General features: G+C 53.1%; 25 protein-coding genes. 6 read left to right on the forward strand and 19 right to left on the reverse strand.

All coding sequences use genetic code 11. The annotated features are described in order from the left end of the window. Positions 1-112: 112 nt before the first annotated feature. Positions 113-2,878 (forward strand): cation-transporting P-type ATPase, encoded by a 2,766-nt coding sequence (locus tag N902_RS0100835; protein ID WP_027369375.1) that lies wholly within the window; start codon positions 113-115, stop codon positions 2,876-2,878. A 217-nt stretch (positions 2,879-3,095) separates the two neighbouring features. On the opposite strand, the gene N902_RS0100840 is transcribed toward N902_RS0100835, so the two are convergent. Then, on the reverse strand, positions 3,096-3,890 hold the full coding sequence (locus N902_RS0100840; protein WP_027369376.1) for a nitrilase-related carbon-nitrogen hydrolase: 795 nt from the start codon (positions 3,888-3,890) through the stop codon (positions 3,096-3,098). 155 nt (positions 3,891-4,045) lie between these two features. Between N902_RS0100840 and N902_RS0100845 the strand changes: the two genes are divergently transcribed. Next, positions 4,046-4,792, forward strand: a complete 747-nt coding sequence (locus N902_RS0100845) for a DUF4197 domain-containing protein (RefSeq protein ID WP_027369377.1) — start codon at positions 4,046-4,048, stop codon at positions 4,790-4,792. Between the two features lie 413 nt (positions 4,793-5,205). Continuing rightward, positions 5,206-5,928 (forward strand): hypothetical protein, encoded by a 723-nt coding sequence (locus N902_RS15785; RefSeq protein WP_051564059.1) that lies wholly within the window; start codon positions 5,206-5,208, stop codon positions 5,926-5,928. Between the two features lie 145 nt (positions 5,929-6,073). Here the strand turns inward: N902_RS15785 and N902_RS0100855 are convergent, their stop codons facing one another. The 17 genes from N902_RS0100855 to N902_RS20055 all read right to left on the reverse strand — a co-directional run bounded on the left by N902_RS0100855 (position 6,074) and on the right by N902_RS20055 (position 18,104). Beyond that, entirely contained in the window at positions 6,074-6,346 is a 273-nt protein-coding gene (locus N902_RS0100855; RefSeq protein ID WP_027369378.1) for a hypothetical protein, read from the reverse strand. A 74-nt stretch (positions 6,347-6,420) separates the two neighbouring features. Next, positions 6,421-7,284 (reverse strand): aldo/keto reductase, encoded by an 864-nt coding sequence (locus tag N902_RS0100860; protein WP_034621106.1) that lies wholly within the window; start codon positions 7,282-7,284, stop codon positions 6,421-6,423. Between the two features lie 70 nt (positions 7,285-7,354). After that, positions 7,355-7,561: a PDDEXK nuclease domain-containing protein gene (locus tag N902_RS0100865; RefSeq protein WP_027369380.1), complete on the reverse strand. Its 207-nt coding sequence runs from the start codon at positions 7,559-7,561 to the stop codon at positions 7,355-7,357. Continuing rightward, entirely contained in the window at positions 7,548-7,694 is a 147-nt protein-coding gene (locus tag N902_RS20050; protein ID WP_208596243.1) for a hypothetical protein, read from the reverse strand. The genes N902_RS0100865 and N902_RS20050 overlap by 14 nt, the downstream gene beginning before the upstream one ends. Positions 7,695-7,761: 67 nt before the next feature. Next, a complete protein-coding gene (locus N902_RS15790; RefSeq protein WP_051564060.1) occupies positions 7,762-8,439 on the reverse strand; it encodes a restriction endonuclease subunit S in 678 nt (225 codons plus the stop codon). A gap of 274 nt (positions 8,440-8,713) precedes the next feature. Then, positions 8,714-10,882, reverse strand: a complete 2,169-nt coding sequence (locus N902_RS0100885) for a type I restriction-modification system subunit M (RefSeq protein WP_027369383.1) — start codon at positions 10,880-10,882, stop codon at positions 8,714-8,716. Between the two features lie 141 nt (positions 10,883-11,023). Further along, the gene (locus N902_RS19015; protein ID WP_027369384.1) at positions 11,024-11,284 is read right to left on the reverse strand and encodes a Txe/YoeB family addiction module toxin; all 261 of its coding nucleotides are present in this window, start codon (positions 11,282-11,284) and stop codon (positions 11,024-11,026) included. After that, positions 11,284-11,526 (reverse strand): type II toxin-antitoxin system Phd/YefM family antitoxin, encoded by a 243-nt coding sequence (locus N902_RS19020; RefSeq protein ID WP_084287560.1) that lies wholly within the window; start codon positions 11,524-11,526, stop codon positions 11,284-11,286. The genes N902_RS19015 and N902_RS19020 overlap by 1 nt, the downstream gene beginning before the upstream one ends. A 148-nt stretch (positions 11,527-11,674) precedes the next feature. Further along, positions 11,675-12,937, reverse strand: coding sequence for a hypothetical protein (locus tag N902_RS0100895; protein WP_027369385.1), 1,263 nt, complete (start codon positions 12,935-12,937; stop codon positions 11,675-11,677). 43 nt (positions 12,938-12,980) lie between these two features. Then, positions 12,981-13,250, reverse strand: coding sequence for a type II toxin-antitoxin system BrnA family antitoxin (gene brnA, locus N902_RS0100900; RefSeq protein ID WP_027369386.1), 270 nt, complete (start codon positions 13,248-13,250; stop codon positions 12,981-12,983). Next, on the reverse strand, positions 13,240-13,503 hold the full coding sequence (locus tag N902_RS0100905; RefSeq protein ID WP_027369387.1) for a BrnT family toxin: 264 nt from the start codon (positions 13,501-13,503) through the stop codon (positions 13,240-13,242). Before N902_RS0100905 ends, brnA begins: the two co-directional genes overlap by 11 nt. Positions 13,504-13,665: 162 nt before the next feature. Continuing rightward, complete coding sequence (locus N902_RS0100910) at positions 13,666-14,370, reverse strand: sulfotransferase family 2 domain-containing protein (RefSeq protein WP_027369388.1); 705 nt, start codon at positions 14,368-14,370, stop codon at positions 13,666-13,668. A gap of 103 nt (positions 14,371-14,473) precedes the next feature. Further along, on the reverse strand, positions 14,474-15,127 hold the full coding sequence (locus N902_RS0100915; protein ID WP_027369389.1) for a uracil-DNA glycosylase family protein: 654 nt from the start codon (positions 15,125-15,127) through the stop codon (positions 14,474-14,476). Between the two features lie 95 nt (positions 15,128-15,222). Continuing rightward, positions 15,223-15,687: a GNAT family N-acetyltransferase gene (locus N902_RS0100920; RefSeq protein ID WP_027369390.1), complete on the reverse strand. Its 465-nt coding sequence runs from the start codon at positions 15,685-15,687 to the stop codon at positions 15,223-15,225. A gap of 97 nt (positions 15,688-15,784) precedes the next feature. Beyond that, positions 15,785-16,720, reverse strand: a complete 936-nt coding sequence (locus tag N902_RS18465) for a hypothetical protein (RefSeq protein WP_051564061.1) — start codon at positions 16,718-16,720, stop codon at positions 15,785-15,787. A gap of 121 nt (positions 16,721-16,841) precedes the next feature. Then, entirely contained in the window at positions 16,842-17,660 is an 819-nt protein-coding gene (locus N902_RS15800) for a hypothetical protein (protein ID WP_027369391.1), read from the reverse strand. Positions 17,661-17,867: 207 nt separating this feature from the next. Next, positions 17,868-18,104, reverse strand: coding sequence for a hypothetical protein (locus N902_RS20055; protein ID WP_208596244.1), 237 nt, complete (start codon positions 18,102-18,104; stop codon positions 17,868-17,870). 213 nt (positions 18,105-18,317) lie between these two features. Between N902_RS20055 and N902_RS0100935 the strand changes: the two genes are divergently transcribed. From N902_RS0100935 to N902_RS0100945, 3 genes are all read left to right on the forward strand, one after another. Continuing rightward, positions 18,318-19,253, forward strand: a complete 936-nt coding sequence (locus tag N902_RS0100935; RefSeq protein WP_208596245.1) for an integron integrase — start codon at positions 18,318-18,320, stop codon at positions 19,251-19,253. A gap of 842 nt (positions 19,254-20,095) precedes the next feature. Then, the gene (locus N902_RS0100940; protein WP_034621113.1) at positions 20,096-20,611 is read left to right on the forward strand and encodes a hypothetical protein; all 516 of its coding nucleotides are present in this window, start codon (positions 20,096-20,098) and stop codon (positions 20,609-20,611) included. After that, positions 20,596-20,931: a type II toxin-antitoxin system PemK/MazF family toxin gene (locus tag N902_RS0100945; RefSeq protein WP_027369394.1), complete on the forward strand. Its 336-nt coding sequence runs from the start codon at positions 20,596-20,598 to the stop codon at positions 20,929-20,931. Before N902_RS0100940 ends, N902_RS0100945 begins: the two co-directional genes overlap by 16 nt. A gap of 532 nt (positions 20,932-21,463) precedes the next feature. Here N902_RS0100945 and N902_RS0100955 read toward each other — a convergent pair. Further along, positions 21,464-23,380, reverse strand: coding sequence for an ATP-binding protein (locus tag N902_RS0100955; RefSeq protein ID WP_027369396.1), 1,917 nt, complete (start codon positions 23,378-23,380; stop codon positions 21,464-21,466). Positions 23,381-23,423: the final 43 nt, after the last annotated feature.

Below are 23,423 nucleotides of genomic sequence, written 5' to 3' on the forward strand. Positions count from 1 at the left end.
CGCAGTCCCCAACAGGCTGTTGCTTCTTGCCGCAGAGCCCAGAAAACCGTATCTTGAACATACGTCCTGTCTTCCCTATTTCCAGCCCCAGCATGTTTTGGAGCACACGAACATGACCACGAATGATCCGCAAACGATCCCCGAAGTTTCCTGGCACGCCGCTTCGATCCAGGAAGTCATGCACAAGATCGGCAGCCGACCGGAAGGCCTGACCGACGACGAGTCCCGCAATCGCCTGCAGGAGTTCGGTCCGAACACCCTGGCCCAGGCCAGGAAAAAAGGTCCCCTGCTCAGATTCCTCCTCCAGTTCCACAATGTGCTTATCTACGTCCTGCTTGGAGCGGCCCTGGTCACCGCCCTGCTTCAGGAATGGCTGGACACTGCGGTCATCTTCGGGGTCACCGTGGTCAATGCCTTGATCGGCTTTATCCAGGAAGGCAAGGCGGAGAAGTCACTGGAGAGCATCCAGGGCATGCTGGCTCCCAGGGCCCTGGTCCAGAGGGACGGGCACAAGCGGACCATTCCCGCTGAAGAGCTCGTGCCCGGAGATATTGTCTTCCTCAAGGCCGGGGACAAGGTCCCGGCCGATATCCGCATGTCCGAGGTCTTCGATCTGCAGATCGAGGAAGCCGCCCTGACGGGGGAGTCGGTCCCGGTCACCAAGACCGCGCATCCCATAGACGAGGAGGCCGGTCTGGGGGACAGGACGAGCATGGCCTTTTCCGGGACCCTGGTCGCATACGGCCAGGGTACCGGGGTGGTTGTGGCCACCGGCTCCAGGACCGAGATCGGGCGGATCAGCTCCATGCTCTCCGAGGTTGAGACCCTGACCACGCCTCTGCTCAGGCAGGTCGCCCGCTTCGGGCACTGGCTGACCGGGGCCATCGTCGCCCTGGCCGGAGTGACCTTTGCCTTTGGGGTCATGATCCGGGGCTTTGCTCCCGGCGAGATGTTCCTGGCCGCTGTGGGTCTGGCCGTAGCCGCCATCCCCGAGGGCCTGCCCGCGATCATGACCATTACTCTGGCCATCGGCGTCCAGCGCATGGCCAGACGCAACGCCATCATCCGCCGTCTTCCGGCAGTGGAGACCCTGGGCTCGGTCTCGGTGATCTGCTCGGACAAGACCGGGACCCTGAGCAAGAACGAGATGACCGTGCAGACCGTACGAACCGCCGATGACCAGTTCCATGTGACCGGGGTGGGGTATGAACCCAGGGGCGGATTTCAACACTCCGGACAGGACATCGATCCGCTGCACGAGGACTTCGGCCTGCTCCCGGTCCTGCGCGGGGCCATGCTCTGCAACGAAGCCATCATCCACCACCGCGGCGAGGAGTGGAAGCCCGAAGGCTCCCCCACGGAAAGCGCCCTGGTCGTGGCCGGGCTCAAGGCCGGTCTGGACCAAAAGCACGAAAACGATCTCCAGCCCCGCCGGGACACCATTCCCTTCAGCTCGGAAAACAAGTTCATGTCCACCCTGCATCACGACCATGAAGGCCGGGCCTTCATCTATCTCAAAGGGGCCCCGGAACGGATCTGGGAGCGCTGCGCCGGACAGCGCAGCCGAGGCGGAGATCACCCCCTGGATCTGGATTTCTGGGAGGAACAGGCCCAGGAGATCGCATCCCAGGGCCAGCGCCTCCTCGGCCTGGCGGTCAAGGAAGTCGATGCGGACCGGCAGGACCTGGAGTTCTCCGATCTTGAAGACGGGTTCACCTTTTTGGCCCTGTTCGGGATCATAGATCCGCCCAGGGAGGAGGCCATCCAGGCTGCGGCCAAGCTCATCGGACAGTGCGTCTCGGTCAGCGAGTGCTATTCCGCCGGGATTGTGGTCAAAATGATCACCGGGGACCACGCCTTGACCGCCAAAGCCATTGCCCGGGAAATCGGGATCGGGAACTGGGAAGAGGTCCTCACCGGCCAGGAGCTGGAGAAAATGTCCCAGGAAGAGCTGGAACAGCGGGTGGTCAACATAGACGTCTTTGCCCGGACCAGTCCGGAACACAAGCTGCGGCTGGTCAAGGCCATTCAGGCCAGGCAGCATATCGTGGCCATGACCGGGGATGGAGTGAACGACGCCCCGGCCCTGAAGCGGGCGGATGTGGGCATAGCCATGGGCAGCAGCGGGACCGAGGCGGCCAAGGAGGCCTCGGACATGGTCCTGGCCGACGACAACTTCGCCTCCATTGCCAGTGCTGTGGAAGAGGGCCGGACGGTCTACGACAACCTGAAGAAGGCCATCCTGTTCATCCTGCCCACCAACGGAGGCCAAGCCCTGGTGGTCATGGCCTCCATCTTCCTCGGACTGGGCATGGTCGATGCGGCCGGGCACTTCATCCTGCCCATCACCCCGCCCCAGATCCTGTGGATCAACATGGTCACAGCTGTCACCCTGGCCCTGGCCCTGGCTTTCGAGCCCTCCGAAGCCAACGTCATGCGCCGCCCGCCCAGGGCGTCTGATGAACCGATCCTGTCCGGATTTCTGATCTGGCGGGTCTGTTTCGTTTCCTGCATCCTGGTCGCCGGAGCTCTGGGACACTACCTCTGGGTCCTGGATCACGGCGCGGACAAAAGCATGGCCGGCACCGTGGCCATCAACACCCTGGCCGTGGGGCAGATGTTCTATCTGTTCAACAGCCGGTTCATCGCCAGTCCGGTCTGGAACATCACCCACCTGGTTGAAAGCAAGGCCGTTGTGTGGTCTCTTTCGGCAATGGTGGTTCTGCAGCTGGTCTTTACCTACGCCCCGCCAATGCAGTATCTGTTCCAGACAACCGGGCTGGATCCGGCATCCTGGGGGCGCATTGTATGCTTTGGGCTCATCCTCTTTGTCCTTGTCGAGCTGGAAAAGACCGTTTGGAGGCGAATCCGCGGATAACGGCAGATTGTGCTTTCAAAGCCTTGTCCCCCGGACCGCCAAGTGTCGCCCTGGCCATCCTGGAATCGCCAGGCCCCTGCCTGGGTCTTTCAAGGTCTGGTCATGCCCTCATTGTCGCTGTGTTAGACCTGCACTCGGCATAGAGCGTGTTTTTGGTTCGTGAGGCGAGTCGGCGAGGGGCCTGAGCATCAACAGAGGCGCGGATGCCCGGGTCTCCTCAAGAACCAAGGCTGTAGTACTCCGGCCGTCTGTCTGCAAACCGATGGTTTACAGGGGTCATCCACTTGTCTCTGGCCCTGAAGGGGTCTATCTCATGCAGGACCAGGCCCTGGTCATCAGGACCGGAGCAGGCCAGGACCCGCCCTTGGGGATCCACGATCTGGCTCTGGCCGGTAAACCTCAGTTCCCCCCTGGGCCGGGACTCATGCCCGGTGCGGTTGGCGGTAATGGAGTACACTGCGTTTTCCAGGCTCCGGGTGCGCATGGCCTGCTGGCAATAATCAAGGACCAGATTTGAGGGATGGCACAGCACGTCTGCGCCCTGCAGGGCCAGAGTCCGGGCCACCTCCGGAAAGACCCAGTCAAAGCAGATCATGACCCCTATACGCACCCCTTGCACCTCCCAGGTGCCCAACTGCGTGTCTCCGGGGTCAAAGTACTCCTTTTCCGTGCCGAAAAGATGGAGCTTGCGATATCGATGCACAATCCCTGAGGGGCCAAGGACAATGGCGCTGTTGTACACCTTGTCCCCCTTTTGTTCGGCAAACCCGGTCACCACATGCAGCCCGCTGCCGGCGCACAGACTGATCAGCCTGCGCACAGTTCTGGATTCGTCCGGATCTTCGGCTACCCGTAGGAGCTCTTCCCTGTCCTGAAACAGGTACCCGGTAAAAGCCAGTTCAGGGAGGACAACAATGTCGGCCTCTACGTCGCCCAGGGCGTCTTCAACCCGGGACAGATTATCTGCAGGTGCCGCGAAATCAGGGCTGTATTGAAAATATCCAATGATCATAACGACCCTTTCCCCATAGGGGGGGTAATCGTTCAGGCCCCCTGAACAAATACATCGGGGGAGTTTTCGCATCTTCGACACACATCTTCACATGGCATGGGCGCACCCTGCTTCCCTTTGCGTCAGCGCCCTGCCCGAAAATAAAGGAGACCAGAATGAACAGCAAGCGCATCGCCCCTTTCATTTTCCTGACAGCTCTTATTTTCTTCGCTTCTATCCCCAGCATCCAGGCCCAGAGCTGGCTGGAAAAAGGAAAGGAGCTCTTGCAGCAGGCCACATCTCAATCCCAAGACAAAGACTTGAGTTCGGATACCGTGGGCAAGGGCCTGAAAGAGGCCCTCAAAGTCGGCACCGCCAATGTGGTGGACGAGCTGGGTCAACCCGGGGGCTTTTTCAACGATTCGGAATTGCACATCCCCCCTCCGGCATCTCTGGATAAAGTCCAGTCCGTGCTGAAGCGGGTTGGCGCCTCTTCCATGCTTGATGATCTTGAACACAAACTGAATCAAGCTGCGGAACGAGCCACTCCCAAGGCCAAGGACCTGTTCTGGCAGGCCATATCCCGAATGACCATCCAGGACGTATCATCCATCTACAACGGTCCAGACGACGCAGCCACCAGATATTTTGAGCGTGAAATGAGCGCCCCCTTGGCAGCGGAAATGAAACCAACGGTGCAGGAAACCCTTTCTCAGGTCGGGGCCGTGCAGAGCTACAGCCAGATCATGGACAGGTACAACGCCATTCCTCTTGTTCCAGAGGTCAAGGCCGACCTGACCACCTACACATTGGATAAGACCCTGGAAGGAATCTTCACCCGCCTGGCCCAGGAAGAGGCGTCCATACGCAACGACCCGGCCAAGCGGAGCACGGAACTTTTACAAACTGTCTTTGGCCCCTAGACACGGCTAAATAAAGTACTTTTGCCCTCATTTTGCATGAAAAACTGTTATAAGTGATTAGTTAATAGCTATCAGGATCCGATTGGGTAGCCGCTCCCAGTCGGTATCGGTATCGAAATTGAAATCGTTTTGCATGCTTTGTTAGCGCAAGCGTCCTGCGCCTTGGCGGGCATGTGGGCTTGCAAAAATACATACCTGCATTCATCTCTATTCCAACCGCAATGCTTCTTGCAGGATGATCTCCTCAGGCAGAGAGGAGAATGCATCTTGAGTGCCGTTTTCCTGATCTTTGTCCCTTACGGCAGAGGCTGTTGATGGACCTCTGGGGCCGGAACTTGCATTTCCAGTCTTATCGTGCGAAATATAGTTCGCATTGCCCCAATTTTCGGGGCCAATACAACACGGGAGAGAATATGACTCAAAGTCGCCAAATAGCAGAAGAACTGATTGCCGAAGCAGAAAAAAGGGATGATTTTCGGGCCGGAATCGCCGCTGTTCAAGACGTGCTGGACGGGCCTTCCTATAAGGCTGAAGCCGCGGGAAACTGGGAGACCGGCCATTCAGAGAATCCCACCCCGTGGCTGGAAAACGCCCACTCTCTTCTTGTTCTGGCCATGCATCATCCGGAAGAAAATCCCAGGCTGGACTGGTTCGACCGCGGCAATACCGCGGGAAACCGGCATATGACCAAGGTATCGAAAGAGTTGGCAGACTGGCTGTACAACACTCATGGGGTTCGCGCCCAGGCCCTGCCCTACCATGTGGAAAAGGGAGGGGTGTACCTCAAAGACGCAGCCGTGTTTGCAGGACTGGGCGTGGTGGGAAAAAACAACCTGCTGCTGGACCACAAATGGGGCCCCAGAGTCCGGCTTCGGGCGGTATTGATCCAGGGGAACCTGCCCCCAGGCCGTCCCCTGGAAGGCTTCCAGCCCTGCGAAGGCTGTGACATGCCCTGCCGATCAGCCTGCCCTGCGGATGCGTTCGCCCAGGGGCAATACGACCGTGTGACCTGCATCCAGCGCCTGAACTCCGATCGGGCCAATCCTATTGACAGCGGCCAAAAAGATTCTGAAGGATCTCCGATCCTGGTAACCGACTGGTGCCGGAGATGCGAGTTCGCCTGTCCCGTGGGATAGAAAAGCCGGGTTCTCTCAAATGCCCCTTGTGCTCCACGGGAAGCATAAAACATCCGTCATTGCGAGCACCTGAAAGGTGCGAGGCAATCTGGTCCGAACACCTTGAGATTGCCTCGCTTGCCTCGCAATGGCGATTGAGGATCGCTCAGCTTCCATTGGAGTATTTGGCCTCTGTATCCTTTATTTTCTCTGCATCATATACTGCTCTGGGCAGATCTCCTCCACCTTTGGAAAAAGCCTCTTGTATCTTTTGAGCAGGAATGCCTTGATGAAGGGCTATGAGCGCCAAAAGCCTGTTGGTCCTGTTGCCGTTTCTCCAGATAACCAATGGGGCCAGGGTAATGCATATTGAGATGACAATAAAAGCTATAAAAATGATGAAACCAAAAATCCCCAGCCCTTCATACCCGTAATGCATATCGCCTCCAATTTCTCAGATCCAGACCCATTCCACATCTGTGCTCCAGCCAGCTTGGACCCCCCTATACTGACTCAGGTAAACAAAGGCTCCATGGCCTGCTCCTGCACCAGTTCCTGCATCTGTGCCTCCTCCGGGGGGCCAGCAAAACTAGCGGCCGCGGATAAAATGTGGGGCAAAACAGTGAGATCTCCGGAGGAGACCACAAAGACCTCCGGGATGCCCATCACCCACGTAACGGCCTTTCCGATCGCCTCAGGATCGCTTAAGGGCTGATACCAGGTCTGGTGCGTCCACTTCCGGTCCGGGTATTTCCGCCGAGCCGCGGACTTGATTGTTTGCAGCGCAATGTTGTTTTGCCGGCAGTATTCCCGGAGCTGATCAAAAGACGCGGCGTAGGCGTCATTGTGCATGAGCATATAGTTGCAGGGGGTCAAAACCGAATCAAAGGCATGCCGTTCAAGGGTTTCCAGGTGCCTCTGCGGGGCCTGGAATCCATGCCCGGTAATCCCGATGAACCGGGTCAGGCCTTTATCCTTGGCTTCCTGCAGATAGTCCAGGGCCCCGTCCTCGGCCATGACAAACTCCCGCACCGTTTCGTCGGTCAGGTTGTGCAGCTGCAGGAGATCAACACAGTCGACCTGCAGGCGGTTCAAGGAGCGCTGCAGCTGCTCCCTGGCCTGCTGATAGCCGTTGACATCGAGCTTTGTGGCCAGAAAAAAGTCCTTCCTGTGCCGGGCCATCCATTCCCCCACCCTCAGCTCGGCCTCCCCATAGCTGGGAGCGGTATCGATATGATTGACCCCATAGTCATAGAGGAGCTGCAAGACGTCAGCGCATTGCTCCTTCGTTGCGTCCTTGACTGCAAAAGAGCCGAAAATGACCCGGGAGCTCATGTGCCCGGTCTGGCCGAAGGGCAGAGTCTCTATCTGAGGCATTGGGATTCTCCTTTTCGCGGCTTATTGCACAGGATTTACATAATCTTCTGTAAATTCTATATGAGCAGTGTCAGTATCGGTGATTTTCAAGGAAGGTGTCGCTTTTGGGCTGGTCTTCCGGGGACGGTCGGTATTGCCCCCCCATAAGGGCAAACGTCCCGCCCATGGCCCGAAGCAAATTTTCGATCCGGCCAAGCAATGCCCGTTCCAGCTCCTGCTCGCTGTGCTCGTCGCCCAGCTCCAGAAAATCAAAAGTGTACTCGTCACGCGCCGCCAACTTTTTGCAAGCGGTTGTAAACCTCGTGCAGCAGGTGTTCCCCGGCTATCCGCCGGAACTCGTCGTCATTCATCAGACGCCCGAAGATCTCCTCATTGCCGTCCATACGTTCGATAAACAGGCTTTCCAGCATCCTGTTGAATACATAGGCAAAGTTATCCAGGGTGTTCGCTTGCGCCGCCTGTTGCAGCCTCTCATTCTCAACAGCACTGGCCGCGATCTGGTCGAAAAAAAGCTGATCTGCCGCTGTGAACTCCGTGCCGAAGCGCTCGTTCAGCCTGCTGATCGGTGACGGCGCGGGCGATCAGGGTGTCGATCTCGGCGGTCTTGCGGTCGAGGAAGTCGGCGATCTTCTGCTGATATTCGAGCGGGGGAACATCTATTAGAGCATTCTTCAAGGCCTGCTGAGACAACCCGAACCGGGTTACCCCTTTTGCAGATAATTTGAATTGGTCATTCAATACCGGGGACTGGGCCAGCCATGAAAGAAAGCGCCCGTCTACCTCGTCCGAATCAGGTTCAATAATGGCCAAGTGGTAGCCACAAACCACATCAGGCATCGTCTCTGCGACATAGGCCGGGACGGCGATATCTTCCCAGCTTTCGCTGTCCTTGGTCAGAAGTACCTGTCCTTTCTTAAGCCCGAAGCGTTCGATTTCGCTATCGGTGGCCGAGCCCTGCATGAATGGCATGTCGGGCGTTATTTTTTCGTGGTAGTAAACATCCGTGTAATTGCAGAGACGAACGGCAGTCTCACCTTCAACGATATGCTTGTCGACATTGCTTGTACGCACATCGGAAATAAACTTGATCTTACGTTCCTTCCAGTGGCGTGCCTGCTCGTCAGCGACTACGTCTTCATTCACACTGACGGTCATTGCGGTTTCCCCTCCTCGATCCGCTCATCCAACGCCTCCAGCTTCCACGGCCCCGTAGCGTTTATTTTTCGCTCCGTTGTGCGCAGGCTCCGGACAACTATTAAGCCAAACTCAATAGTTGCCGCCCGCCGGCGCACCGGACCAGAGTCAGTTGTCAAGGAATCCTTTACAACTGAGCGCCTGTGCCCCGCTTGTGCTGCCCTCAGCCTGCCGATGCTCGTTCGAACCTGTAAGTGTTTCTTACAAGTTGCCACCCTATCCAGCCCTCCGACGCTCATGCAGTCACCTTGTGCAACATTTCCAGGATCTCCTTCTCCAGGTCCTTAATATCGCTTTCGATTACTTCCAGGGGCCGGGGCGGCTGGTAAACATAGAAATGCCGGGTGATGGGGATTTCATATCCGACCTTGGTCTTGCTGTGGTCGATCCAGGCGTCGTCCACGAAGGGCAATACCTCGCGGGCCAGATAGTCCTCGCAGTGCTCGCGCACCAGCTTCAGCAGCTCGCTGTTGTCGGCGTCTTTGCCATAGCCTATGGGCAGCGGCAGCGGGATATCCGTGGGCAGAGGGACGACCTCGGTGTCGCGAAGCTCGGTATCCGGCTCGGGGTTGCCGTCCTTGTCGCGGCAAATGGCCGCCTCCGGATCGTGCTCGGACAGGGCGCCCAGGATGGCCTTCTTGATGGGCGCGGGCAACTTCTCGCCTGCAGCCTTGAATGCTCCCTTCAAGACCGGTTCGAATTCGGCCCGATCGGTGTAGAGCGTGGCATCCATGCCTTGCAAAATTTCGATGATACGCTGCTGGGTTGCCTTGCCGGCCTGCACCTCGGCCTCCCGCTCGGCCTGGTCCTTGCGCTTCTTGCTTTTGGCCAGGTTGATAAAGGCCGTTACCTGCCAGAGCCGTTCGATGCGCTCGGCGCTGGCCTGGAAGTTAAGCCGCAGGGGGCGTTCCACGGTCAGCTTGAGGTAGCCGAAATCTCGGTTGTCAAAAATCTTGGAGCAAACGCGCTCTTTCCGTTCCCCGTTCTGCCCGACCGTGCAGGTGGAGCCGTGGGTAAAATCGCCGTAAAGGCGGGTCAGTTCCGCGATATGCTCGTCACCCAGCTCGTTACGCTTGTTGCCCAGGCTCTTTTTCATCTTTTGATAGTGACGCGTGCCGTCGATGAGCTGCACCTTGCCCTTGCGATGAGTCGGCTTGCGGTTGGTAACCAGCCAGACGTAGGTATAGATGCCGGTGTTGTAAAAAAGCTGATCCGGCAGGGCGATGATGGCGTCCAGCCAGTCGTTTTCAATGATCCAGCGGCGGATATTGCTTTCGCTAGGGCCGGGGTCGCCGTTGAACAGGGGCGAGCCGTTGAAAACGATAGCGATCTTGGAGCCTTCCCCGCCCTGCTCCGGCGCGGGCTTCATCTTGCTGATCATATGCAGCAAAAACAGGGTAGCCCCGTCGTTGATGCGCGGCAGGCCGGGGCCGAACCGGCCGCTGAAGCCCAGCTCGTGGTGCTCCTTTTTGACATAGTCTTCCTCAGGCTTCCACTCCACGCCAAAGGGCGGGTTGGCCAGCATGTAGTGGAAGGTCTTGTCCGGGTGCCCGTCTCCTGTCTCGCCATCGCCCAGGATATCGCCGAAGGTGATGTTTTCCACCGGCTCGTCCTTGATGAGCAGGTCGGAACGGCAGATGGCCCAGGACTCCTCGTTATATTCCTGGCCGAACAGCTCCAGATGCGCCTGCGGGTTGTGTTCGGTGATGTATTCCTCGGACACGGACAGCATCCCGCCGGTGCCGGCGGTGGGATCGTAGATGGTGCGGACGATGCCGGGGGTATAGACATCCTCGTCCTCGGTATAGATCAAATGGGCCATTAAGCGGATCACCTCCCGCGGAGTAAAGTGATCCCCGGCCTCCTCGTTAGCCTGCTCGTTGAACCGGCGGACCAACTCCTCGAAAACGTAGCCCATGTCGTGGTTGCTGACCCGCTCCGGGTGCAGGTCGATTTTCGGATCGGTGAACTCTTTGACAATGAGGTACAGGCGATTGGCCTTGTCCAGTTTCTCGATTTCCGATTCGAAACCGAAAGCCTCGAACACGGCCCGGGCGGACTCGGAAAAGCCGTTGATGTAGCTGGTGAGATTGGTGGCAATGTTCTCCGGGTCGGCCAAGAGCTTTTCAAAGGTGTAGGGACTGATGTTGTAGAGAGGCTGGTTGCGATCTTTACTCGCCTTCCGGGCCAGCACCTTGTGCAAGGCATCGCCTTCCAAGCCTTTGGCTTTGAGCTTCTCGTACTCCGCTAGGACCTGTTCCTTGGTTGGTTCCAGCACGCAGTCCAACCGACGCAAAACCGTCATGGGCAGCATTACCTTGCGGTATTGCGGCGGGCGGTACGGACCACGGAGCTTGTTGGCGATATCAAAGACGAAATTGATCAAGTTTGTGGTGTTGGTCATTGGCGCTCTGTTCGTTCCTTTGACGTATGGATTGATGATTGGGATAGGAGGGTGTTGGGAATTTATGCATAAAGTTGCAAATAACCGGTGCAAATGGAGCGCAGCGGAATTTGCACCTGAGTTAATTTGCCTTATGCCAACTTATTTATAATGGGACCACATGCGAATAACTTTGACCACTTTTTCATCATCTATAATTTGATACACTAAACGATGTTGTATATTTATGCGACGCGAATAGGCTCCTGTTAAGTCGCCGATAAGCTTTTCATAGGGAGGAGGTGACTGATAGGGATTTTTACGCAAAATTTCCAGCAACGTCTCGGCCTTTGACCGCAAATTCGCAGCTGCTAATTTTTTTGCGTCTTTTTGAGCCTGTTTGGTAAAAACGACTCGCCACATTACCACTCAATATTCTCAGAGCATTCTTCAATCGGAGTGGCCAAGCCTTTACGAATTGATTCGCGCATCCCTGGGACATTTAGCAGGTACAGAGTTTCTTGGATGGAACGCCAATCATCCTCCGAAACTAGGACGGCGCTGCCGCGTTTACCCGTTATGACAATTGGCTCGTGGGATGACTTTGCCTCATCAATTAGTCGATAAAGTTTCGATCTTGCTTCAGTTGCCGTTAATGTGGGCATCTTTGACCTCGATAAATGATGTTTTATTTTTTAAACATACGGTACGACATAACGTACGTTTTGTCAAGTGATAAAATTTTGGCATAACGCCTGGGCTCAGCCGCCGGTTTGGAGCGGAAGCGGAAAACCGGTCGGCTGGAGCCCTTGGTTATATCTTTTCTGAACCCCACTTGAGGTAAAAAGCGAAAAACGGATCTGTTATGTGAAGCTTCTGGTCTTCTTTTTCCCAGTCAATAACTGGAGTGGATGCCTCATCGCTAGCCGCAATTTCACTCATTTTATCCAAAACTCTCGAAATCTCATGTGCTTGGGGAATAGATTCTTCTAAAATATCTCGGATCGCTGCTCGGAGATCTTCGTATTTAATAGTCTGCATTCCGGGAGATAATCTCGCAAGAGCAAATAAGACGACCTTATAAATATCAACTTCATCCCCATTTACTAGTTTTCTTGGGATCCTATCAGACCTTTGCCTTGGCCCAGTTGCTAGCTTGTCGAAAATTGTTTTACCCGTATTTTCACCAACTTTAGAAAAAATCCCCTCTGGCATTTCTTTGATATTTATTTCTTGATCGAGAGTTTCCTTTACATCAAGACTTCGACACAATTCTCTACAGAACTCTTGCATCAGATGAGGACTGCCCAGAGACTCGCCAGCCATGCTATGAACAACTGACTGACTAACATCTATGTTTAATAGCGGAAAACCAATTCGGGGAATCTGTTCTAGCTCATCGATATTCCAGTAAGGAACATCAATATTTTCTATTCTCCCTGTAATTTCTCTTTCAACCTTTATAGCATCAAACCTTCGATGAGGTATGGCTATCAAAATAACTGGGACGCCGTGAAATACCAGTGGCTTTACTGCTCTAACAAAACCACCTTGTAAACTCCTTTTAAAATAATGAAAGTCATCTACTATTAAACAGGCGTGATGCTCTCGAACCAGTTTGAGCGCAGCTGTTTTTGGAGAAACTTCCCTAGAAGTTTTTTGGCCTGTTCCTCTGGCACCCCCAAGCTCGCCACCCAGTTCACCCTTGCCCTTCACAACCAGCGCGTTGGCCTCGGTCGTCCCTTTTCCATGAATTTTATGACTTGAACTTTTATGCTCTGAAATCTCTTCTACAGTCCAACCGCCAAGCTGCTCGACAACTTGCGACCAAATATCACTCTCATTTTCGATTGAACCACCATTTATCCATATGTTCTGATCTTCTAATTCAGAAAATACCTTTTGAGTAATGACAGTTTTTCCTGACTTAGTTTGACCTGTAAGAGTCACCAGCTTACACAGATTGTCGTTTGCGGATTCAAGCCTATTTTTTATCGCGCCTTCTGCCCTTTCAATGTAAGTGTGGCTTGGCAAGCCACCTGGAACAAAAACATGCGATGCCTTATATTTCTTCAAACTCGCCTCCATTCAGATGTTTCAAATACGATATAACGCTCCGCTAATGTGCGCCGCCTGCGGCGTCACCATTGAGCGGCTTGTTAGCAGATTCTGCCTGAAGACGCTCCACCAGCCACACCTTGATGATCGATTGGCGGGTAACTCCATAGCGCGCAGCCTCACGGTCCAACGACTCCACAACCCAAGCCGGGAAGTCGACGTTGATTCGCTTTTGGTCCTGATTAACGCGACGAGCAGACGATAGGTCCAGGTCATCAACAATATCTTCCTGACCTTCCTCAAATTTTTTATCGAAGTCTTTAGCTTTCATAGAGCTCAACCTCCTTCTTGCGGGAACGTCTGACTGAAATCAGACGAATACTAGCATCCCTGTACGTGACGACAGCCGACCAGTGCTTTTCACCAATCTTGCCTATCAGCAAAAACCTCTGCTCATCCTCTGATTTTGCGCGGATCTCCAGCAGGTATGGATCTTTCCAAAGCCCTTGGGCAGCAAGGAAATCGATACCGTGCTTGTCCAGATTGGCCTGGCTTTTGGCTTCATCGAATTCAAATTCATCCATGAGTACAAATTATCCCTTTTTTACTCACTCCGCAAGATCTGGAAGGACGCTGCAGCTGCTAACGCCTCACATCACCGGCAGCAAAAAGCAGAGCGAGGAACGAGCGGCGCTTTTTGCTGTCCGGGTGCATGTGATTGTTAGGCAGTAATAACATATTTGCGACTATTCAAAATCGTATTCAAACAGCTCGATATCTTTCTCATATAATCGGGATACGCAATTAATTGATTCTCTGTCATAATAGTCCTGCCAATTCTTGTAGTTGGGAATAGTTTTCTTTTTGTAAGCATGCAATAAGTTTTTTACCGTTGCTTTGGGGCTTCGGCTAAGAATCTGATTATTATTTTTGGATTCATTAACATGTGGGAGCTTAGTTGATGGGATGCCTATTTTCTCGCATACGGAGTCAAATCCATTTTGTAAATCTTCGAATCTCCCTACATAATCTACAAGAAGCCTTCCGTCTTCACCGCAAATAAAATCACTTTGCGGACCAACAAACCACCGCTTCTCCTCAAAGATCTTACGTTTATACGGACCTAATAAGAATGACTTAAAATCCATCTTTTTGGCATACCCAAGATACTTATATATTGATACTGTTCGGCTCCAAGGGTTTCGCACGAAGGCGAACTTAAAATATTGATCAAACATGTCTTGAGTCAGATATCTATATCGAACATATTCGTTAGCTTTCAAATGTGCGAGTCTTGGAGGGCCGAGTTCTGGTCTGTCGTTATATCGGAGCAGAAGCGGAGCGCGTGTTTCCCATTTTAGGCCCAGCAAATTAAGAAAGACATGTTCAACGCTTTGACCTGCATTTTTTGGAATGTGAATAAATATACACTTATGATGATGGGAAATCATAAAACCACTTCTCCTTCTGTCCTCTGCCTAACGCCCGGCTCACGCGCCGATTTGGAGCCGCGAAGCGGCGGAAAATTGGTCGCCGTGCAGCCGATTGTTATATTCACAGATGCTCAGCTAACCACTGCACTACTTGAGGCTTCCCTACAGGGGAGTACCGACTGAGATGTGGTAAGCCTGCCACATAAACTGGCCTATCATTGATACGACAACGAAAGCCTTTTACCTGCCAGTTGCCATGACCCGATGGAATATTCTCTTCTTTCCCCCCAAACATTGCATGCAAATATCCGTAAGGCGAATCGACAGAGTTACCGAATGCAATTATTAGCTTCGGTTGTACTACTTTTAGAATGGCTTCGTGAACTGGCCAGCACCTCTTGGCTAAAGAAAAACTTATGTCGTTAGCCGATCGACTTTGAAGGAAAATCAAGTTACTCGCACAGACCGCTGAAGTTTCCAACCCAAGTTCGTTGAGCAACCAGTGAATTCTTTTTTGAAGTGGAGCCTCCCCAGGCTCCCATGCGCCATTACCATTGCTCCAGCGCTCATCAATGTACGCGTTATCACTGTATGACAACATCGACTGCACGCTTTCACCAAGTGGTGCTCCATCGCCGCCACCCGGATTAAAGCCGAGCACATAAACACTTCCGGGCTTCAATGTCTCATGGCTGCTGTAAAGGATGCCTCCTGGCTCCCCCAAGAGATCCGATAGGCTCTCCTTAGCAACGCTCGGAATTTCATCTTTTGTCATGCGTACTCCATTGAACATAACGGCAGGCATAACCGGCGGCTTAAGGCGCGGTGACGAAGGAGCCGCGCTTTAAGCCGTCCCGGTTGATGCCCTTGTTAAGAGGCAAGCGGCTTGCACATGACATCGACCATCGCTCCCTTGTATTCGCATCGCTCCATACAACGCCAGCCGAGCTTCTCATAAAGTTTCGAGGCGGACTCTGTGTAGAGATACCAGGCATTAGCATTTGAGCGAACTGCCTCCTCTTCGCACCGACGGATCAATGCCGTTGCTATCCCTTGATGCCGGAAGCTCTCTTTTACATAGACTGCTGCTAGCCAAGGGGATAGATCCGGCTTTGTGTCCATATCATTCTGTACTAGCGCAGCCGAACCAATGAGTTGGCTACCTAACATTGCAATAAAGATTGAAGGAATCCTCTCTCGTCCCGCAGCATCAGCGATTGCTTGTGCTCGCCCTTCCAGAGTTAGCGACGGGTTCAAGTGCTTCCACTCTGCATGGTGAAGCTCCGCCAACTCCGCAATGAACTCCTTCTTATCAGCCAAAGGAACGATTTCCACAATCTTTGCCTCTTAACGCTTTGCATCACCGGCAGCAAAAAGCAGAGCGACAAAGAAGCGGCGCTTTTTGCTGTCCGAGTGCATGCAATTGTTAGGCTTAATACTGATCAAGTATTTGTAGAACTTCGCCGTCCAAGCTCACTTTCGCTTTCACTGAATTCTTTACGACACCGCCAAAAGCATTCTTACCTCTAAAGGTAGTTCGCACTATCAAATGGTCACCCCGATCCCAATATACGGTCTCAACGTGGTCGTAGCTGTCGGGATCATTCATTGACTTCTGAATTACGCGCTCGAGATTTCTATGCGATCCATCCCATGCACTGAACTGAGATTTAATTTTCTTCTTCCTTTTCTCGGCGGCAATTTTCTTTCTTTTCTCTTCCTCGATCTTATTGTTGTAGAATGCGACTTTTTCTTGGTACAGCTCATTGTTGGGATGCATTTTCAGTAGCCGTTGGTACAGATTTCTGTTCTTGTTATATTTTTCTACCGGTATAGTTTTCAGTTCTGACAACAACTTCTCCGTTTTTTTAGCCTTCTGAATTGCCGCACGTTCGCCTTTTGCTTGTGTATTCAATTGCTCAAGCTTCTTGTCGTCAGCAACAAGGTATTTATTAGACCGGGAAATAGCGGCCTGATAATCCTCATCCACAATCGCTTTCTCAACTGAAGCGATTATCTGTTCGCGGTTGGCATTGAAGTGATCAATTCTTTCTTGCCGTAATTGAGCGGCCTTTTCGGCCCTTTCTTCCGCTCTCTGGGCCGCTAACTCTCGTTCTTTTTGTTCCTGAGCCTGGCCGGCGAAAAAGCCAAATGCCATAAACAAAACAAAGACGGAAACAACTCTAGCCTTTACAGGGAGCTCTTGATTTGTTTTTGAGTAGGCGAAATTCCTTACCGGAGGAAGCAAGAGGGCTGCTGCAGCAATCAGACATAGTCCAGCCAAAGGTGATTCAATCAGGGAAAGCACCCCAGCCAACAAGAAAAGGACGCCAAACCCCCAGTTAAGCGCCAGATATACATGTTTCATCGTTCTCTCCTTCGATGTTGCCGCATCCGGTGATGCCTAACGCTTCGCGTAACCGGCGGCCGAAAGCGGCAAAGCGAAGCAGCGCCGCTTTTGGCAGTCCGTGTTAACGCGATTGTTCGGTTCACTTTATAGCCAATGCGCTTTTATTTACTCTGCCAGCAGTTGTATATTTGCCAACAAGGGCCTCGACTAAAAGGCGATCGCTATGATCTGTGCGCGGTCCTAAAGTGATTTCTATTGAATTGAGTGAAGATTCATCAAGTTGAATATCGTAATAGTCAATACCAGGATCAATGCCATTTAAGAAGCTTGAAAGAATATGGTTGACAAATTTTTTGGAAAATTCCTGATCACCTATTCCGGTTGAAGGTACCGGGATTGAAGGAGTAATCAGCAATACAAACCTATATTCATCCTGAAATTCCCAACAGTCGTCTTTAGTCCTCGGTAACAAGGGCATATTTCCGATATTAAGTTTTGCTTGGTTGTCAGGACCAATTTCGAGGTGGACATTTTCTTTATAGACTTTCGAAATATCAGGGACATAAGACACAGGGCCTGCAAACATGTTTGGAGTTAGAAATACTGGAAGAATGGAATAGGTGTCACAGAACATTTCTTCAAATGATAAAGGTGAAAGGATTTCCCCTTGCTGAATCATATTCCAAGAAGGTGGCGCTTTCAGGGGTGCCATTTTGAATGGCTGGTCTGGCAAGCCAATTCTCACGCCCTTCATCTCTCGAGTGTACATATTCCAAAGTGGTATATGCTCTTTCGACGATTTGGTCCAACAACTGACAAAAAAATATTTCCCAAATTGTATTCCTGCTACCGTCTGTGCCTCCCGGAGGTCATCTACGCCATCAAGGCGACTGAACCTTATTTTCCCGCTGTCAAGTATCGAAGCAAGAGTGTTGATATTGGTATAGTGATATATCATTGTTATTTTGAATTTAAATCACAATTTTCTACCGAACAATTTATTATACAGTTTTTTTTCTGACTACCCTTCAGGCAACTTACACGCTTTCCATTTCAATCCTATGAAATATTGTGATAAAATTCATGTTGCTTGTTTCTCAAAAAATGTATATACAAATATAGTATATATACACAAAATGAGTATTATACCTAATTTAGATGTAAGTCAATGAAAACCATTCCTGCACATGTTCAAGCCGAGTTTAGGATAGCCTTGGATGCAAAGCATATCCCAGCACAGCAGCAACATCATTTCCTGAAATGGTTGCGATTCTATCTGGATTTTTGTGCCAAGTATGGCTTTGATCCTGATGACTCGCGAAGTCTGCCCCATTTCATCAAGAAGCTTCAGTCCAAGAATCAAGGGCCTTTCCAGCAACAGCAAGCCACTGAAGCGGTCCACATTTTGCTAGAGATTTCCTCTGCTGAGAATACAAACTCAAAGGAGGATCCACACAGTAATTTCTCTGGAGGGCAGGTCGCTGAAGCGAAAAGCAAACCCCATAATCCATCTGCGGTCCAAGTTGCTGACCAGAGCCCGGATGCAGGCTCTGCACACATCGCGAGGCCTGCGTCATCTCCAGTTGAGGACCCTTGGGAAGCTGCCATCCAGTCTTTGACCAATGAAATCAAGATCAGGCATTACTCACAAAAGACGCTGAAATCGTATACCAATTGGGTTTATAAGCTCAAATCGTACACCCGGCTACAGGACCCTCAAGCCTTGTCCACATCTGATGTCAAATCCTTTCTGACCTCCCTGGCGGTGGAGAAAAACATGTCCGCTTCCTCCCAGAACCTGGCCTTTAATGCGCTTTTGTTCTTTTTCCGGCACGTCCTGGGTCAGGAGTTCGGCCCCATCGACGGAGTCGTCCGCGCCAAGCAAAAGCCGTATATCCCTGTTGTCCTCACCCGGGAGGAGATCGACAAAGTCATCCAGCACTTGACTTCGCCTTTTGATCTGGTTGTCCAGCTGCTCTATGGATGCGGACTCCGGTTATTTGAATGTCTGGGGCTCCGGGTCAACGCCTTCAACTTTGATTTTGGAGTCTTGACCATTCACGACGGCAAGGGGAAAAAGGATCGGACCGTTCCCTTGCCCCACATGCTGCTCCCTGAACTGAACAAGCAGCTGGAAAAGGTGAAGGCACTGCATGCAAAAGATCTGGAAGCCAGATATGACGGGGTGTTCATGTTCGACAATATGGAGAACAAATACCCAAACAGCCCCAGGGAATTTGTCTGGCAGTGGTTTTTCCCTGCCACCTATCTGACCCATATTCCCGAGACCGGCCAGCGCAGGCGGTACCATCTGCATGAGTCCCAGGTGCAAAAGGCGATTCGCCATGCAGTGCAAAAAGCGCAGATCCCAAAGCGCGTCTCGTCGCATACCTTCCGGCACAGCTTTGCCAGCCACCTGCTCCAGGCCAACTACGACATCCGGACCATTCAGGAATTACTCGGGCACAGCGATGTGCGGACCACCATGATCTATACCCACACCATCAAGAGTCAAACCCAAAAAGAAGCCAAGAGTCCTCTTGACTTCTGATAAGCAAAATGCGGCTGTTCCTTTGGGTTAGGGACCGTCCCAGAGCCATAGCATACAATATTTTATCCAGTAGAGTAGAGCACTGGTGGATAGAATCAGCCAGGACTTTCACAGACGCCTCGTCGCACGCGACTACTACGTGTCGACCGTACTGTATTCATCCATCAGCGCCCCCTCGTCGAACCGTACGTGCAGTTTTCCCGCATACGGCTCTCCCGAAGACTGTCACCAAAGGCCTACGGTCAGGCCCCTTCGCTCCACGGGAATTACCCCGCTTCCCCACTACTATGGGCCTGTCCGATTCCCGACAAGGACGCCCCAGGGTTATGTTTTCCCCAAGAAGCGCTGAGGGAAAACCCTCGCCCTGCCGGGCCTCCCAGGTTCCTCGGCCAATCTGTCCGTGCGCGCCGCCTCCAACCACCCCGGAGAGCCCGACGAATGCAAATACCTGTTGCTTCATCGTCGATTCTAGGTTTCACCATCTTCGGAAGGCTAGCCACTCTCAATTGCGCCACGAGGCCGAATCGAGTTCGCTTGCGCTGCGGCTCACACGTTTGTCAGCACGGGGCTTCAACGGGTAGGATTACTCCATCCGCTGCCCGAGTGACTACATGGACAAACAGGCAATTTCCATGGTGGGCACATTTCAGCCCACAAGATTGACCAGACTTGGCCTGGCGCACCGAAGATCGCCAAGGAAGCCAAGGTCCTTGGAGTTCATTGGCTACCTTTGCCGAGCAGATGCTTGCGCCATTGTCTCTTCGTGTTTACACTGACAAGCAAAGAACGTATTGTCCCTGCCTCACGGCAAAATGAACCTGGGGACGCAGGGAGTGGTAACGATGATGAAGCAGACTGTGGGTAAGGCTCAATCATTACTGGAAAAGTTGTCGGAGCTTAAGCGTGTCGGCAAAACTGATGAGTTTACCTTGCAGACGATTGCCAGGGAAGCCAAAGAAATAAAGGCTGAGGATCCCAAAAATTATCTTTATGTTATGGGCGCGGTTGAGTGTCTACGGGAAAATGCAATTGAAATGCGAAAGCATTATCAGGCTGCCATTGAAGCTTTTGGCGGGGACGTCGTAACATATTATAATTTTGCCTCGTCATTATATAGTTTGGGATATCTAGCTGAAGCAAAACATTGTGCTGAAAAAGGACTCCGGCTGGCCCCGACAAACGAAGAAATGCAAGAATTGACGGAGGACATACTGGCTGCACTCGACAGACAGATGGGGGATGAAATGGAAACAGAAACCGAAGAAGAGCTTTCAAGGTATGCCCTTTATGCAAGCGAATCCGCCTTGGCCAAGGTATGGGACGACCCGGAAGAGGATGAGGCATGGGCCGATTTGTAAAAGGCGATGTCGTAAGGATTCTGTTTCGCTTCTCGGATCTGAAAAATGCTAAACCAAGACCTGCCTTGGTTCTTGCCGATCTTGCCGGACAGGATTCCATTTTATGCCAGATTACGAAAAAGAGACCGACGTTTGATCAAGGCATTCAGCTTACTCGGGATTCATTCACAGACTCGCCCCTCCCGGTAATCCCCTCCTATGTTCGTCCAGCTAAGCTGTTTACAGCAGACAATTCCCTTATAGACAAAAAAGTAGCAACCGTATCCGAAGATATCCTTAAGCAAGTTTATGAGGTGCTGAATTCCTTGTTTTCCATATAGACTGAACTCAGTTTTCGGTGTAACTTTATATGACTCAACAACCTAAGCTCTTTGCCATAATTCCTTGTTCCAGACCCAAAGTTTACACCATGGGCCTACCCAGCATCATATCGTGTCATTTTTCTGACCAAGGGGTAGCAAATTTTTTAAGTGAACTCAAGCCTGCTCAAATATGGTCCCCAGGGTCTCGATAAGCCCAGGATTTGAATGCTCTTTGCGGACGCCAAGCAACTGAAGCAAAACAAGCATGAAGGTCTGAAAATGCTGTGGTCGATTCAGGGCTTGTCCAGGAAGGGCAACACTTCGCTGGCCAAGCAAACCTCGCAGTGCACACGCAGCATTTGGAGGTACGATCGTCCGGCTGGTTGCACGGATCAGGGATGCAGAGCTCCCGGCTCCGGGGTGACCGGCTGTATTCATCGTCCATTTTCAGAATGATCAGGTAAATGAACTGGTTCAGGTAGTCGCCACAGCTCATGCCCTGATCGCGGAGTATGTGGCAGAAGTCCAGACCTTGGAAGGTCCGTGGCGTTCATTCTTGCTCCTTGGTGGCCATATAGGCTTGGTCCGGGCGATTCGGCTCACCTGGAAACCGGTATCGCACGAGGTTCTCGGCGAGCAGGGGGGCGATGTGCTGACGATGCAGATAGTCCCGGCGGCGCTTTAAAAGAACCGCCAGCTCGCTGGCTCCGTAGGGTCGAAGGGCGCAAAGCGCTTGTATGAGTCGTGGTATCTGTTGTGGATCACGGCTGCGCTGCCCGATGCGTTCCAGCTCGCTTCTAAGCTCATCTGGCAATTCGGCCAGGAGTTGCTCACGGTACGTCTGCTCGGATGCCCCTCCCCCGGACTCCTGTGATAAGGCTTCAGACTCCTGTGATAAGGCTTCAGACTCCTGTGATAAGGCTTCAGACTCCTGTGATAAGCCAGAGAACAGGATGCCCTCTTCTCCGTTCGATAGGCCGCTCAGCTCCTTACCAGGGACATAGTAGGTCGCCGCCCCCCGGGGGACCTGATCAATGAGCATCAGATCCCTCAGGTGGATCAGTCGCTGGCTGGCGGCCAGGGTGTCGACCCGGTTCAAGTCGCGGTAATCAGAGTTGGTGATGCGACCGGTCTCCCGAATGAAAATCAGCGCTCGTTGCTCATCCTCGCCCAGCCCAAGGTGCCGGAAACGTCCCAACCACTCGATATCGGCTTCGCCCAAAAAATGGTGGAACAGATAAGTCGCCGAAAACTGATCGTTGTGGCGGTCCGAATCGAAGCTCGGCGGGGAGAGCCCGGCCTCCTCCATCAGCCGCCGCATGACGCGAATCCCGCTGCCCTTGGTCTCCGCCAGCCCCATTTCGTGCAACACCGAGGCGATCACCGGGTTCCGCCACTGCGAGCCCGGCTCACCCAAATTCTCCAGCGCCTTCAGAGAGTACCCCGGGTTCTGCACCTCCAGCCGGTTGCTGTAGCGCAGCAACTGGATGGGCTGCTGGCGCTGGTAGTTGCGGTGCATCACTGCGTTTACCACCGCCTCGCGCACTACCTTAGTCGGCAGTACCGTCTTCTCTCCCCGTCGTATCTCCCCTTCCGGCAGTCGAAAAGCCCGCGGCAGATCGTCCAGCACCGCTGCAGTTGACCGCTGGATCAGCCGGGGCAGGGTGTCACGCAGATCCAGGGTGGTAAAGCGGTTGTGCGGATCCTCGATCCACTCCTTGCCTGGGATGCGAACATAGTCCACCCGGTTGGCGGGGAACAGCCGTCGCAGCGCCCCCCGCCGACCAAACAACAGCACACCGGCCACTGTGGGGCGCGACTGCCCGGATTTGCGGGCAACAGCGCCCAGCGCCTCCAGGAGTTCGTCATCGGAAAAGCTTAATTCCTCCGCCGTCGGATTCACGGCACGACGGGCATCCCGGTAGTACTCGATGGCATCCGGGTCGATGTCATCCAGGCTGGCATCTGAGACGATCGTGGCATCAAAACTTTGGCTGGACCGACCCTGATACAGTTCTGCCAGATCGTCCTGGTTACAACGGTAGTCGCCGCTGGGGCCGCGCCGCCAGGCCGAGCGCGGCAGGGGCTTGTTGGCAAAATATATGGGGCGAGAAGCCGGGTCGACCTCAGGCACTTCCACCAGAATCACTGTGCCCTCGTCCACCGTCTCCGCCCGCGCCTGAATCCGTACCGGCACATTGAAGACACCGGCGCACTGGGAATGCAGGTCTCCCAGCAGCTTGTCCGGATCGGCGACACCGGTCACCCTGTAGTCACCGGGCGTATCCGAGGCCTTCACCACACCCAGCAACAGCCAGCCACCGCCCAGGCCCGGCTCGTTTGCAAAGGCGCAGACCGTTTCCAACAGGGACTCGCCAATGGCCGAGGCCCGTTTGGCCTCAATGCGGTCTGACTCGTCGATTTGCCGGAGCTGCTCAAGGACGGCCTGGGCCGTGACCTGCTTCATGCCACCCCCCTCGTTTTTAGTCTGCCGCTTGGAGACCGGACCA

This window comes from Desulfovermiculus halophilus DSM 18834, assembly GCF_000620765.1.
GTDB lineage: Bacteria > Desulfobacterota > Desulfovibrionia > Desulfovibrionales > Desulfothermaceae > Desulfovermiculus > Desulfovermiculus halophilus.